This window comes from Pseudomonas sp. ADAK7 (assembly GCF_012935675.1).
In the GTDB taxonomy this organism is placed as follows: Bacteria; Pseudomonadota; Gammaproteobacteria; order Pseudomonadales; family Pseudomonadaceae; genus Aquipseudomonas.
Genome location: NZ_CP052861.1, coordinates 2,752,553 through 2,767,023, shown reverse-complemented (window position 1 = coordinate 2,767,023; position 14,471 = coordinate 2,752,553). Strand labels below are relative to the sequence as shown.

The 14,471-nt window shown below is 58.8% G+C and carries 12 protein-coding genes; 8 read left to right on the top strand and 4 right to left on the bottom strand.

Translation table 11 applies throughout. The features are described 5' to 3' along the window. Positions 1-51 precede the first annotated feature (51 nt). The 3 genes from HKK53_RS12875 to HKK53_RS12865 are packed head-to-tail and all read right to left on the bottom strand — an operon-like array spanning position 52 to position 2,354. Complete coding sequence (locus HKK53_RS12875; RefSeq protein ID WP_169371125.1) at positions 52-609, bottom strand: peptidylprolyl isomerase; 558 nt, start codon at positions 607-609, stop codon at positions 52-54. Between the two features lie 3 nt (positions 610-612). After that, the gene (locus tag HKK53_RS12870) at positions 613-1,416 is read right to left on the bottom strand and encodes an alpha/beta fold hydrolase (protein WP_169371124.1); all 804 of its coding nucleotides are present in this window, start codon (positions 1,414-1,416) and stop codon (positions 613-615) included. 14 nt (positions 1,417-1,430) lie between these two features. After that, a complete protein-coding gene (locus HKK53_RS12865) occupies positions 1,431-2,354 on the bottom strand; it encodes a LysR family transcriptional regulator (protein ID WP_169371123.1) in 924 nt (307 codons plus the stop codon). A 49-nt stretch (positions 2,355-2,403) separates the two neighbouring features. On the opposite strand from HKK53_RS12865, the gene HKK53_RS12860 reads away from it, so the two are divergent. Both HKK53_RS12860 and HKK53_RS12855 read left to right on the top strand, forming a co-directional pair. Then, on the top strand, positions 2,404-2,718 hold the full coding sequence (locus tag HKK53_RS12860; protein WP_169371122.1) for a 3-phosphoglycerate kinase: 315 nt from the start codon (positions 2,404-2,406) through the stop codon (positions 2,716-2,718). 236 nt (positions 2,719-2,954) lie between these two features. After that, complete coding sequence (locus tag HKK53_RS12855; protein ID WP_169371121.1) at positions 2,955-3,554, top strand: FMN-dependent NADH-azoreductase; 600 nt, start codon at positions 2,955-2,957, stop codon at positions 3,552-3,554. Positions 3,555-3,765: 211 nt separating this feature from the next. Here HKK53_RS12855 and HKK53_RS32805 read toward each other — a convergent pair whose 3' ends face one another. After that, positions 3,766-3,894 carry a hypothetical protein gene (locus tag HKK53_RS32805; RefSeq protein ID WP_272900300.1) on the bottom strand — a complete coding sequence of 43 codons (129 nt, stop codon included), beginning with the start codon at positions 3,892-3,894 and terminating at the stop codon, positions 3,766-3,768. Here HKK53_RS32805 and HKK53_RS12850 point away from each other — a divergent pair. From HKK53_RS12850 to HKK53_RS12825, 6 genes are all read left to right on the top strand, one after another. After that, positions 3,893-4,759: a carboxylate/amino acid/amine transporter gene (locus tag HKK53_RS12850; RefSeq protein WP_169371120.1), complete on the top strand. Its 867-nt coding sequence runs from the start codon at positions 3,893-3,895 to the stop codon at positions 4,757-4,759. The two genes, HKK53_RS32805 and HKK53_RS12850, sit on opposite strands and share 2 nt — an antisense overlap. Positions 4,760-5,059: 300 nt before the next feature. Then, a complete protein-coding gene (locus HKK53_RS12845) occupies positions 5,060-5,575 on the top strand; it encodes an Hcp family type VI secretion system effector (protein WP_149657116.1) in 516 nt (171 codons plus the stop codon). A gap of 129 nt (positions 5,576-5,704) precedes the next feature. After that, positions 5,705-8,611: a type VI secretion system Vgr family protein gene (locus tag HKK53_RS12840; protein WP_169371119.1), complete on the top strand. Its 2,907-nt coding sequence runs from the start codon at positions 5,705-5,707 to the stop codon at positions 8,609-8,611. Next, complete coding sequence (locus tag HKK53_RS12835) at positions 8,608-13,299, top strand: RHS repeat-associated core domain-containing protein (protein WP_169371118.1); 4,692 nt, start codon at positions 8,608-8,610, stop codon at positions 13,297-13,299. The genes HKK53_RS12840 and HKK53_RS12835 overlap by 4 nt, the downstream gene beginning before the upstream one ends. Beyond that, positions 13,296-13,760, top strand: coding sequence for a hypothetical protein (locus HKK53_RS12830; protein WP_169371117.1), 465 nt, complete (start codon positions 13,296-13,298; stop codon positions 13,758-13,760). Before HKK53_RS12835 ends, HKK53_RS12830 begins: the two co-directional genes overlap by 4 nt. Positions 13,761-13,946: 186 nt before the next feature. Further along, on the top strand, positions 13,947-14,339 hold the full coding sequence (locus HKK53_RS12825; protein ID WP_169371116.1) for a hypothetical protein: 393 nt from the start codon (positions 13,947-13,949) through the stop codon (positions 14,337-14,339). Positions 14,340-14,471 lie beyond the last annotated feature (132 nt).

Sequence of the window (14,471 nt, the reverse complement as noted above, 5' to 3'; positions counted from 1 at the left end):
CAGTGTGAGCGGTGCCGCAAGGCGACAACCGCTCAAGACATCCTGTGAAGCTTAGTTGAGGACTTTGGCCGACTTGATGAACACAGGATCGGCGGGCACGTCTTTCATGCCGTTTTTGGTGGTGGTCTGGGAGTTGACGATGACATCAACCACATCCATGCCTTTGACGACTTTACCGAACACGGCATAGCCGTCACCGCTGTCGAGGAAGTCGTTGTCCTTGACGTTGACGAAGAACTGGCTGGTGGCCGAATCCGGATCGGAGGTACGGGCCATGGACAGCGTGCCACGCACGTTATGCAAACCGTTCTTGGACTCGTTCTTGATCGGCGCCTTGGTCTCTTTCTGCTGCATTTGTTGAGTAAAACCGCCGCCCTGGACCATGAAGCCCGGGATCACACGGTGGAAAATCGTGTTGTTGTAGAAGCCACTGTTGACGTAATCAAGGAAGTTCTTGGTACTGATCGGCGCCTTGACCGCGTCCAGTTCGATCTCGATCTGGCCATTGGTAGTGTCCAGCAGCACATGCGGTGCCTTGGCGGGCGTGGCGGCCATCAGGTTGGCGGCAAACAGGACGGAGCCGGCGACGAGGGCGAATTTTTTCAGCATGGGTCAGTGATCCTGAGTAGTGGTGTCGACTGCGGTGAGAAACTCGAGCAGGGTTTGGTTGAAACGTTCGGGTTGATCCAGCGGGGTGGCGTGGCGCGAATCGGCGATCACCACCAGCCGCGCATCGGGCAGCAGTTTTACATAGGTTTCTTTCAGCGCGACCGGCGTGTAGTCACGGTCGGCGCTGACGATGAGGGTTGGACAGGCGACCTTCGAAAGTCGTTCCTGAACGCCCCAGCCAACGATGGCATCGAAGCTGGCGAGATAAGCATGTTTGTCGTTTTTTGCCCAGCGCTCGGTCATCTTCTGTCGCAAGTCCGCCTGCTCCGGTTTCGGGAACAGCTTGGCGCCCAGGGCCTTGCCGATGGCGCCGAGGCTGAGTACACGCATCAGGCTCCAGCGCTTGAACCACTGCCAATAGTCGTCGCGGCTGCGCAACTTGACCTCGGGTGAGCTGTTGACGATGCACAGGCTTTTCAGCAAGTGCGGCTGATCGGTGGCCAGTTGGAATCCGATCATGCCACCCATGGACAGGCCCACGTAATGGGTCGGGCCGAGGTTCAAATGTTCCATCAGCGCGATCAGGTCGGCGCTGAAACCGGCGATGCTGTAGCGCTCGCGGGGCTTGTCCGAACGACCGTGGCCGCGCACATCCGGGACGATCACCCGGTAGTGGGCGGATAACGCCGGGATCTGCATTTCCCAGTCCAGGGTGCTGGAACCCAGCCCGTGGACCAGCAGCAACGGAGCGCCGTGGCCATATTCCTCATAGTGCAGGTTGCAACCTTCATGCTCGAAATAGGCCATGCAAAAACTCCGTGTCAGGCTTGTTCAGGGGCGGCGAACGGCGCATCCAGCGGCGCGGTGTCGAAGGTGCGCAGCAGTTCGATGAGGATTTGTGTCGCCGGGCCCATGGGTTTGTCCTTGTTCGAGTACAGATAGAAACTCGGGTTGCGGCTGCCGCCCTGGTCCAACGGTAGCAGCTTGAGCGTACCTTCCTTCAATTCCCGTTCGATCATGTGCCGCGGCAACCAGGCAAACCCCAGGCCGCTGCTGACGAATGTGGCGGCGGTGGCCAGGCTGCCGACGGTCCAGCGCTGTTCGGCGCCGAGCCAGCCGACGTCCCGTGGCTGTTGGCGGCCGGAGTCGCGAATCACCACTTGCATCTGGGTTTCCAGGTCCTGGAAATTGATTTCGCGGTTTAGGCGATGCAGTGGGTGTTCAGGGTGGGCGACGGCAACAAATTCGACGTCGCTCAATTCCGCGCCCAGGTAACCGGGAATGCTCAGGCCTGTGATGGCCAGGTCGGCCACGCCTTCGAGCAGGACTTCTTCCACGCCCGACAACACTTCTTCACGCAGACGCACGCGACAGCCGCGGCTTTGCGGCATGAACGCGGTCAAGGCACGCACGAGGCGGGCGCTGGGGTAAGCGGCGTCAACCACCAGTCGCACTTCCGCTTCCCAGCCTTGCTCCATGTGATGGGCCAGGTCTTCCAGTTGGCTGGCCTGTTTCACCAGTTGCCGCGAACGGCGCAGCAACACGCCGCCGGCGTCGGTCAGCACGGCTTTGCGGCCGTCGATGCGCAGCAACGGCACGCCGAGCTGGTCCTGCATGCGGGCCACGGTGTAACTGACCGACGATTGCGAGCGGTGCAGCGCTTCGGCGGCCTGGGCGAAACCGCCGTGGTCGACCACGGCTTGCAACGTTCGCCATTGATCAAGGGTCACGCGGGGCGCTTTCATGATGAGCTCCTCTTGTCCTAAGCTGGCGGTCCCTATTGGAGACTGCCGAATGAAAAAATTCTGTTGTGTGGTGCTGGCGATGTTGCCGCTGACGGCGTTTGCCTATCCGATCGATGTTCAAAAACAGCTCAATGGCCTGAGCATCGACTACAACGCCTACGACACGGATAACGACATCGCCTCCATCCAGGTCAACAACTACGGCAGTACGGATGCGACGTGTAAGGTGGTATTCAACAATGGCCCGGAAGCGCCACGTACCCGCACCATTGACGTGCCGGCTGGCAAACACAAAAACGCCACTGCCAAGTTCACCCGTACCATTATCAAGATGCGCATCAACCTGAGCTGCACCCCTAAATGACATGAAACCCTGTAGGAGCGAGGCTTGCCCGCGAAGGCGTCGTGTCATTCAACATTGATGTCGACTGGTACACCGCCTTCGCGGGCAAGCCTCGCTCCTACAAGTGCAGGGCTCGCTCAGCTTATAAACGAATTTATCGATGCTTTATAGCAGTTATTTGCGCTTTTTCATCGATATAACTCTGTTTAACCTCCACTCCATCGCCTTACAGCATTCTCAGATGGAGCCTACATCCCATGTCCCGCGTTCTGATCATCGAAAGCAGCGCCCGTCAGCAAGACTCGGTTTCCCGTCAGTTGACCCAGACCTTCATCAGCCAATGGAAAGCCGCGCACCCGGCCGATCAAATCACTGTCCGTGACCTGGCCATCAATCCGGTACCGCACCTGGACATCAACTTGCTCGGCGGCTGGATGAAACCTGCCGAACAACGCAACGACATCGAACAGGTTTCCCTGGACCGTTCCAACCAATTGACCGACGAACTGCTGGCCGCCGACGTGCTGGTGATGGCGGCGCCGATGTACAACTTCGCGATCCCGAGCACCCTTAAAGCCTGGCTCGACCATGTGCTGCGTGCCGGCGTGACCTTCAAGTACACCGACACCGGCCCGCAAGGCCTGCTCAGCGGCAAGCGTGCCTACGTGCTGACCGCTCGCGGCGGGATCTATGCCGGTGGCCCGGCGGATCACCAGGAACCGTACCTGCGTCAGGTCATGGCCTTCATCGGCATCCACGACGTGACCTTCATTCACGCCGAAGGCATGAACCTGGGCGGCGACTTCCAGGAGAAGGGCCTGAACCAGGCAAACGCCAAGCTTTCCCAAGTGGCCTGAGGCTTTAATCGCCAGATAATCCCTTGATGTTCAAGTGGCCTGGCGCAACCCCTTCAAGGCTTTACGCGCATCGAACCTCCCTTTGCACTTGTTGCTCCTGAGTGCTGTAGCCCGATTGAACGCATTAGCGAGATCGGGCTTTTTTTTGCCCGGGATTTGATGGCCGAACACACAACCTGTAGGAGCAAAGCTTGCTCGCGATAGCGGTGTGTCAGCCAACATCAATGTTGGATGGGCCGCCGCCTTCGCGAGCAAGCTTCGCTCCTACAAAGGTTTGTGTGTTCTCGCGATTGATGGCAAAACCCGCTATCGTCGCCGCCATTCGAAACGAGGCGAACATGGGCTATCTACTTTTTGTCACGCTGATCCAGGCGTTTTCCTTCAGCTTGATCGGCGAATACCTGGCCGGGCATGTCGACAGTTACTTCGCGGTGCTGGTGCGGGTGCTGCTGGCGGGGTTGGTGTTTATTCCGCTGACGCGCTGGCGTTCGGTCGAGCCGGCGTTCATGCGCGGCATGTTGCTGATCGGCGCGTTGCAGTTCGGCGTGACCTACGTCTGCCTGTACCTGAGCTTCCGGGTGCTGACGGTGCCGGAAGTGTTGCTGTTCACCATTCTCACACCGCTGCACGTGACGCTGATCGAGGATGCGCTGAACCGACGCTTCAATCCCTGGGCCCTGGTCGCGGCACTGGTGGCGGTGGCAGGCGCTGCGGTGATTCGCTACGACCGGATCAACCCGGATTTCTTCATGGGTTTCCTGTTGCTGCAACTGGCCAACTTCACCTACGCCGCCGGGCAAGTACTTTATAAACACCTGGTGGCCCGTCACCCCAGCGACCTGCCGCATTACCGGCGTTTCGGCTACTTCTACCTCGGCGCATTGGCGGTGGCGTTGCCGGCGTTCCTGCTGTTCGGCAAACAGAACTTCCTGCCCGAAGCACCGCTGCAATGGGGCGTCCTGGTATTCCTCGGCCTGGTCTCGACCGCGCTGGGGCTGTACTGGTGGAACAAAGGCGCGTGCATGGTCAATGGCGGGACGCTGGCGGTGATGAACAACCTGCATGTGCCGGTGGGGCTGCTGATCAATCTGCTGATCTGGAATCAACATGAGGAATTGGGGCGGTTGTTCTTCGGTGGTTCGGTGATCCTGGCGGCGGTGTGGATCAGTCGATTGGGCGTACGCCAGCCGGCATTGACGCCGTAAGAGCAAGTGCGCAAAAAGTTGCGCACTTCTTTTGGCTTAAACGATAGGTAAAAGCGCTGTAAGCCACGCCGTTCAAGGCTTACAGCCAAGTGCGCAACTTCTTGCACAGAACTGCGCAACTTCTTGCGCACTTTGACGCTGTTTCCTACAGCAAAAGTCGGAAAAATCCCTGGTCATACCGCGCAAACCCTTGCTCCGTAATGGCTACGTGATGGCTGGCACAGATTTTGATCTCTCCTTCGCCAGCTGGACAGGCAATCACGCCGTCCGGTCCTGTCTTTTGAGCAAGGAGAGCATCCCATGGCAACACCTGCCTACATGTCCGTCACTGGCGAAAAACAAGGCCTGATCACGGCTGGCGCATTCACCGCTGACTCCGTTGGCAACACCTACCAGGAAGGTCACGAAGACCAGGTCATGGTTCAGGCGTTCAGCCACGACGTGATCATCCCGCGTGACCCACAGTCCGGCCAACCAACCGGTCAACGCGTGCACAAGCCAGTCGTGATCACCAAGGTCTACGACAAGGCTTCGCCACTGCTGCAAGCCGCACTGACTTCCGGCGAGCGCATGAGCGAAATCGTTATCCAGTGGTACCGCACTTCGGCCCAAGGGACCCAAGAGCACTACTACACCACCAAACTGGAAGACGCGATCATCGTCGCCATCAACAACAAAATGCACAACTGCCAGGACCCGTCGAACGCCCACTTCACGCACCTGGAAGAAGTGCAATTCACCTACCGCAAAATCACCTGGACCCACGAAGTATCCGGTACTTCGGGTTCCGATGACTGGCGTCTGCCGGTCGCCTGATCCAGGTTGACCGTTGTACCGCCTCGGCCCGCGCGGCCGGGGCGGCTGGTTGTCCCCTAAAGAATTTTTGCAGTCGTTGATCGCCAACGGGCGTCGACGGCTGTCGCAACATCGCATGAGGAACACGGAATGTTCGCACCGGCCAATCAGACCCACTTTGCCCTCACTATCGACGGGGCCGACAGCTATTTTCAGGTGCTGTCCTTCACTGGCCGGGAAGCGCTCAACCAACCGTTCGAGTTCGAACTGGAACTGGTCAGCGAAAAGGCCTCGCTGAACCTCGAAAGCCTGCTGCACAAACTGGCGTTTTTGCAGCTCGCGCAGAACGGCACCGGCATCCACGGGCTGGTCTACAGCATCGCCCAGGGTGAGGCCGGCAAGCGCCTGACCCGCTATAAAATCTCCCTGCGTCCGCAACTGGCCTACCTGGCGCATCGGGTCAATCAGCGCATCTTCCAGCAGATGAGCGTGCCGCAGATCATCAGCCAGGTCCTGGAAGAACACGGCATCCTCGCCAGCGACCACAAGTTCCAGCTCAGCGCCGTGTACCCGGAGCGGATCTACTGCGTGCAGTACGATGAATCGGACCTGCACTTCGTCCAGCGCCTGTGCGAGGAGGAGGGGATTCACTACCACTTCCAGCACAGTGCCAGCGGCCATCTGCTGGTGTTCGGCGATGACCAGACCGTGTTCCCGAAACTGGCGCCAGTGACCTATCAGCAGGACACCGGACTGGTCGCCGATCAGCCGGTGATCAAGCGCTTCGGCCTGCGCGTGATTACCCGCACCAGCCGCACCACCCGCCGCGATTACGACTTCACCAAACCGAAGATCGAGCTCGAAAGCGACGCCAAGAGCGCGGCCAAACCGGACCTTGAGGACTACGATTACCCCGGCCGTTTTGTCGACCGCGAGCGCGGCAAACACCTGGCCAATCGTGCCCTCGAAAGACACCGCAGCGACTACCGTTTGGCCGAAGGCAGCAGCGATCAACCGCTGCTTGTCACCGGGCATTTCCTCGCCCTGACTGCCCACGCCAACCCGGCGTGGAACGACCTGTGGCTGCTCACCGAAATCTTCCACGAAGGCAAACAGCCGCAGGTGCTGGAAGAGGTGATCAGCAGCGACGTCAGCGACCACAAGGACGATTTCCACCAGGGCTATCGCAACCGCTTCAGCGCGACGCCGTGGAACGTGCCGTACCGCCCGCCGCTGGAGCACCCGAAACCCAAAGTCCTCGGCACCCAGAGCGCAGTGGTCACTGGCCCCGAAGGCGAGGAGATTTTCTGCGACCAGTACGGCCAGGTGAAGGTCCAGTTTTTCTGGGACCGCGAAGGTCAGCACGACGACAAGACCAGTTGCTGGATGCGCGTGGCGTCGAACTGGGCCGCGCAGACTTTCGGCTCGATCAACCTGCCGCGCGTCGGCATGGAAGTGCTGATCACCTTCCTCGAAGGCGATCCCGACCAGCCGCTGATCACCGGTTGCCTGTACCACGGCGCCAACCTGCCACCGTACAAACTGCCGGACTTCAAAACCCTGGCCACGGTCAAGAGCAAGGAATACAAGGGCAGCCGCGCCAACGAACTGCGGATCGACGACACCACCAGCGAGATCAGCATTGCGCTGCGCAGCGATCACGGTGCGAGTGCGATCAACCTCGGCTATCTGACCCATCCGCGACCGTCCGGTGGCCAGCCCCGTGGCGAAGGCTTTGAGCTGCGTACCGACCGCCATGGCGCGGTGCGTGCCGCGGCCGGTTTGCTGATCACCACCGAGCCACGGCCGAACGAATCCAAGCACCACAAGGACCTGCCGGAAACCGCCGAGCGTTTGGCCACGGCCAGCGAGCAGCAGGACGGTTTCGCGATCCAGGCCAAGGAACTGCAAGCCCAGGAAGCGGGCGATCAGGACGACGTGGCCAAAGCGCTGCACGCTCAGCACCAGGGCATTCTCGGTAGCGGCCCGGCGAACATGAGCGCCAACGAATTCCCCGAATTCACCGAAGCGCATCTGGTGCTCGCCAGCCCGGCCGGCATCGCCCTGACCACCCCACGCTCCAGCCACATCGCCACCGGCGAACACCTGGCCCTGAGCAGCACCGGCCACACCAGCCTGTCGATCGGCAAACGCCTGCTGGCCAGCGCCAGTCGCGGCATGCGCCTGTTCGTGCAGAGCATGGGCTGGCGCCTGGTCGCGGCCTCCGGCGACATCGACGTGCGCGCGCTGAAGGACAGCATCAACCTGCTGGCCAAACTCAACATCACCGCCAACGCCGACCGCATCACCATCACCGCGAAAACCGAACTGGTGATCCAGGGCGGCGGCAGCGCCACGACCTACAACGCCGGCGGCATCACCCACGCCACCACCGGCCCGTACACCGCCCACGCGGCGAACTTCGCCTACACCGGGGCGAAAAGTCTGGCCGGCGTGTTCCCCGAGCCGCCGAAACCGGGCAAGGGCAATCTGGAACTGTTCAACCAGTACGCCGGGCTGCAGGGGATCAAGGGCGGCGACTTTGAAGTAGTTGATGCCTTGGGCAAGAGCCTCAAAGGCACGCTCGATGCGAAGGGGTTTGCCACGGTTTCCGGTGCGGCACCGGGACCGGCGCGGGTGATGTTTGGCAAGGACCCGGCGGACACCTGGAGTGATGGCAGTTACATCGGCAAACCGGAGTGGCCGTTGCAACCGCCGAGCGCCGAGGACATTCCCGGCCCGGTGCAATCGATGGTTGCGCAGGTATTGCCGAGCAAGAACTGGGAGGTGCTGGAGCAAGGCAAAAACCTGGCCCAGACCGGCATGAGCGCCATGCAATCCGCCCAAGGCGCGATGCAGACCGCACAGCAAATCAAGGGTGCAGTGCAGGGCGGGGTGGCGGGTTTGCCGAAACTCGCCAGTGCCGCCATGCCGAGCGCCTCAAGCCTTCTCGGCGCCGCCAGCAAAAGCGGCAAGTTACCGAGCCTGCCGGCCGTCGTACCTCCGAAGACCTCCTTTAAAACCCCGGGCCTGCTGGCCGGTGAGATGCTGTCATGACCACTGAAATCGTAAAACGTGAACCGCAGGTTGCCATTGTTCCGCTGAGCGCTATCGACGTTCAGGACGTCGCCAGCAGCGCGGCAGTCTTCGACGCCTGGTTGCAATCCGCCAGCGGCGGCGTGGTCACCCTCGACCGGATCAAGAACGTCGCCGGTGCCTTGCCGGTGGTGGGCAACATCATGGCGCTGGTCGATGCGCTGGGCGACATCGTCACGCTGTCGAATGCCCAGAAACGCGACCTGCTCGCCTGGGCCAGTCTCGGCATCAACCTGATCGGCGTCCTGCCGTTGCCGCCTGCCATGGCCGCTGCACGCATGACCCTGCGTCCGACCCTGTTTCTGGTGCGTCAGGAGATGAAGGCCTCGACCAAAGCGCTGCTTGGCTCGTCGGTGGTCGAAATACTGATAGGGCACTTGAACGATTCGATTATCGGTACCCTCGACGACTTCGTTGAACAAGCCAAAGGCAAGCTGCCGGGTATTCTGGCGGACGCCGGCAAGCTGGGCGAAGACGTCATCAACGAGATCGCCAAAGGCCTCGACGCGGTGGCCAATGGCAAGCTCGATGCCAAGGGTGATGCCCAGGCGGCCGGTCAGAAAATCAGCGCCGCCGGTGACCAGTTGCTCAATGATCCACTCGCGGCGATCGGCAACATTTTCGGGGCCGCAGCCAGTGCTTATAAAGCCGCAGGCAAGGGCTTGGCCAATAGCGCAGCCGAAAACCTGCTACCCGATGACATCAAAGAACGGGTGACCGCCGAAACCAAGAAGTTGCGGGCGATGGGGCCGGAACTGCGCACGCAGTTGAGCAAGCTGGACGATGAATCGGTGCAAAACTCCATCGGCTGGTTGCTGTTTATCCTGTCCAGCGCCGTCACCGTCTGGCGTAAGCGCAATGCTCATGGTCAAAGCGCCGGGGTCAAACCTGACAAGACGAGTCAGGCCAAGCGCACGGCGTCTGAGGGTGGTTTGGGGGCCAACAGTCATCAGGTGCCGGCCACGAATACTGCCAATGGCAAGAAAAATGCCACCTGTACCGGCACCTGCAACAGCATCAGTTTTGCCATGGGGTCGGAGAGTCTCAGCCACACCGATTTCAGCCTGCCGGGGCCGTTCCCGATCGAGTGGACTCGTACCTACAGTTCGCGCCTCGGGGCCTACGATCAAAGCGAGCTCGGCGCCCGCTGGATCACTGAATTCACCACCCGTTTTGACTGCATTGGCGATGGCCTGAAGTTTCACGACGCCGACGGCCGCAGCCACGACTATCCGCTGCCGAAGGTCGGCCTGTTTCATTACGACGCCATCGAAAACATCACCCTGGTGCGCTCGGGTGATGACCAATTACTGCTGTGCCGTGGTTTCGAGCGCAAAGAAACCTACGTCCGCCGTGGCCAGCGCTACGTGCTGACCAACGTGGTGCTGCGCAACGGCGCGGGGATCATGCTGCACTACGAGCATCGCCACGGCGAGCAGTCGGTGCTGTCGGACCTGATCACCTATCAAGAAAACGACTTCACCAAGGTCCATCTGCACCTCGGCACGCTGATCGACGACCACGGTCGGCTGCTCGGCCTCTGGCAAATTGTTGACGGCGCCCCGTTGCGTCAACTCTGTGCCTACCAATACGACGCCTATGGCGATCTGATCCAGGCCCAGGATGAGAACGGCGCCGCCTGGTCCTATCAGTACCAACATCACCTGATCACCCGCTACACCGACCGCACCGGTCGCGGCATGAACCTGGAATGGCAAGGTACCGGCACCGACGCCAAAGCAGTGCGCGAATGGGCCGACGACGGCAGCTTCGACACCCGTCTGGAGTGGGACGAAAACATCCGCCTGACCTACGTCACCGACGCCCACGGCAACGAGACCTGGCACTACTACGACATCCTTGGCTACACCTACCGCATTCGTCATCCGGACGAACGTTCGGAATGGTTCTTCCGCGACGAGGCGAAAAATCTGATCCGCCACGTGCACCCTGACGGCAGTACGGATCGCTATAGCTACGATGAGCGCAGCAACCTGATAAAGCACATTCGCCCTGACGACAGTGTCGAGCACTATGCCTATGACGATCAGGATCATCTGATCAAGATCAGCGATGCCGAAGGAGGTCAGTGGGGGCGAGCTTACGACGATCAGGGCAACTTGGTCGAAGCGGTCGATCCACTGGGCAACAAAACCGAATACGCCTACAACAAATCCGGCCAACCCACCGCGATCAAAGACGCCAACGGCAACGAAAAAGCCCTGGCCTACAACGACGCCGGACAGTTGGTGGAATACGTCGATTGCTCGGGCAAAACCAGTGCTTGGGAATACAACGAACTCGGGCAGATGATCTGCTTCACCGACCCGGCCGGGCAGAGCACCGAATACGCCTACAAGGCCGGGCAACTGGTGTTGATCAAACACCCGGACAAAACCGAAGAACGCTTCGAGCGCGACGCCGAAGGTCGTTTGCTCGCCCACGTCGATGGCCTCGATCGCTGCACCACCTGGAGCTACACCGCTGCCGGTCTGATCGCCGAACGAGTCGATGCCGCCGAACAAACCCTGCGCTACCGTTGGGACCGCCTCGGCCAGTTGCTGGCCCTGGAAAACGAAAACGAACAACGCGCGCAGTTCCACTACGACCCGGTCGGTCGCCTGCTGGAAGAAACCGGCTTCGACGGCCGCTCCACGCGCTATCAATACGACGCCCAGACCGGGCGCCTGGCCCACACCGTCAACGGCGAACGTGTGATCTCGGTCAGTTTCGACCCCATGGGGCGCTTGACCGAACGCCGCGCCAGCCTGGGGGACAAGTCGCAAAGCGAAACCTTCGCCTACGATGGCAACGGCAATCTGGTCATGGCCAACAACGCCGACAGCCGCCTGCAATGGTTCCACGATCCAGCCGGCAACCTGCTGCGTGAACACCAGCACTACCTCGGCCTGGAAAAACCCACGGTCGCCATCTGGCAACACGAGTACGACGTGCTCAACCAGCGTGTCGCCACCGTGCGCCCGGATGGGCACCGCGTCAGTTGGCTCACTTATGGCAGCGGCCACTTGCTGGGCCTGCGTTTGGACGATCACGAACTGATCGGCTACGAACGCGACGACCTGCACCGCGAAGTCGCCCGCCACCAGGGCAACCACCTGCTGCAAACGCAAAAATGGGACCCGGCCGGCCGCTTGCAAGAGCAACTGCTGGGACGCAGCGACGACCAATCCACACTGCTCAAGCGTGAATACAAATACGATGCCGCCGGCCAACTGACCGACATCAACGACAGCCGCCGCGGCCCATTGGCTTACCGCTACGACCCGGTCGGCCGCCTGCTCAGCGCTACCACCCGCCAAGGCGTGGAAACCTTTGCCTTCGACCCGGCCAGCAACCTGCTCGACGACAAAATCACGGAAATCCGCCGCCCACTGGATCAGACTCCGCCACGCAGCAAACTGGTCGACAACCTGCTGCGTGAATACGCCGGCACCCACTACGACTACGACGAACGCGGCAACCAGATCCAGCGCTGGCACAACGGCACCCGCAGCGATCTGCAATGGGACCTGTTCGATCGACTGGTGCGCTTCGAAGACCCACGCCTGGCCGTCGATTTCGCCTACGACGCGTTAGGACGGCGCCTGCACAAAAACTCCAGCGCCCACTACAAACAGCGCCCGGAAGCCGGCTCGCAATGGAACCGCAGCGAACACGCGCGCAAACAACGCGAATACGGCTGCGGCTTCACCCTCTACGGCTGGGACGGCGACAACCTCGCCTGGGAAAGCAGCCCGGCACAATCCGACGGCGCGCCGGGCCGCACTGTTCACTACGTCTTCGAACCCGGCAGTTTCGTCCCGGTCGCGCAGGCCGTGCGTCATGCGCCGATCAACCTGGCGGGCCAACCGGATTACAGCGGCGAATACAGCCTCGACGAGGATCCGTTGTGGAATTACAAGGTAAGCGCCCCAGCGTTTGATGCGTTGGCGTGGTACCAGTGCGATCACTTGGGTACGCCGCAGGAAATGACGGATCCGCAAGGCAACATGGCCTGGACCGCGCAGTACAAGGCGTGGGGGCAGGTGACGGAACAGCGTTCGGAATGGGCGCGGCAGCACGGGGTGGTGAACCCGATACGGTTCCAGGGTCAGTACCACGATCATGAGACGGGGCTGCATTACAACCGGTATCGGTACTATGATCCGGGGGTTGGGCGGTTTGTTTCGCAGGATCCGATTGGTTTCGAGGGGGGCTTTAACCTTTACCAATATGTGCCCAATCCTATTGGATGGATAGACCCGCGAGGGTTGGCCCGTAAAAAGGGAATTACGCCAAACAATAAAGGAACCCGCACCACTATAGAAGGTGGAAATCTGCAGGCTCCTGAAGTTGGATACAGCGCGAAAGCCGGGGGCGAAGGCATAACTCATCCTGTTGTACAACAACTCTACGACTCAGTTCCCGAAGATCAACGTTCTCCATTCATTCATGGGCATTGTGGAGAAGCAGATGCGCTCAGCAAAGTGGCCAAGGCAAACGACGTCCAATCCGTCGAGGCTTTAAGAGGGATTACTGAAGGTGCAAAGTCAACGACCGTTAGGAACGATGATAAACCTCTGAAATTTTGTCCCTCCTGTGCCCTCGTGATGGGTAAGCTTGGCGTAAGAGAAGGAGTCAACGAATGATCGACAACCAAGAAATCGAAGATATCGAATCCCTAGAGTTACAGTTGCTCAACGAAGGGGTTTCAATTAATGAAATGATTCGTCATTACGCAAGGTTTCTGCTTGAACTCATAAAAAATGAAAAGCTGAACAATATCTCGGGCGACAAGCTTCAGGAGATGGCTTCTTATCTTACTCAGGCAGTTATTCCTGGCACGCTAGAGTCGAACGATGGTTTGAGGAAAGTTCTTTTTACGCAGCTCTGGCCTATTGAAAAAGAGTATCGAGAGTCGGATCCTGCGTACTCCGCCTTAGTTCGATGCGTTATTTGCTGTTTTGGAAATGAAGATGATTGGGAGCAAGGAAACTCGGGAGAGGAAACGCCCCTATGGTTTTTTCTCTTCTATATCAAAAAAGTATATCCCGACGTTGGGCAAGAGTTCGTTGATTTTTTTCGACGTGTAGGTAGCTCTACAAGGTAAAAGAGGTAAAAGGGGACGGATTTATTTTCTACCCAGTTGCTAAAAAATCAGCCTAGGAAATAAGGAATAAAAAAAAGGGGACAATAAAAAAAGGGGACAGATTTATTTTTTATCCAGTCGGCAAAAGGATCAGCCCTGGAAATAAGGAAAATAAATCTGTCCCATTTTTTGCTAAAGGAGGTGGCAATGATAAATAGCGCTGAAGAGTTCAAATGTTATATTCAAAGTAAAAATGAGGTTGAAAGAGCTAAGGCTGAGGATGCTGCCTCAGATGAGGTTTGGTTTGAAATTCTACTAAAATATCCTGAGTTAGCACGTCAAGTTGTCGCAAATAACACCATCTCAGTAGAAGTTTTGGAGCGGCTTTCATTAACTGATGATGCTGTCGTGAGATGGGATGTTGCCATGAAGCGGAGGATAAATAGAGCGACTTTTGAACGATTGGCATGTGATGGGGATATAAAAGTTAGGCATCGAATTGCGTGTAATCCAAAGGTGCCTAAAGCTATCTTAGCTAAACTAGTGGCAGATGAGGATGAGATGGTTTCTGCCGCAGCGAAAAAGCGGTTAAACGATTGAGAGTATGAAGAATAGATATAAAATAAAGTACGCAACAGAAAAGGTGACGGATTTGTTTTAAGAGTGTTGGCTTGTAAAGAATAAATCCGTCAGTTTTTACAAGTTACTACTTTTGATTAGTTGTCGCGTGAG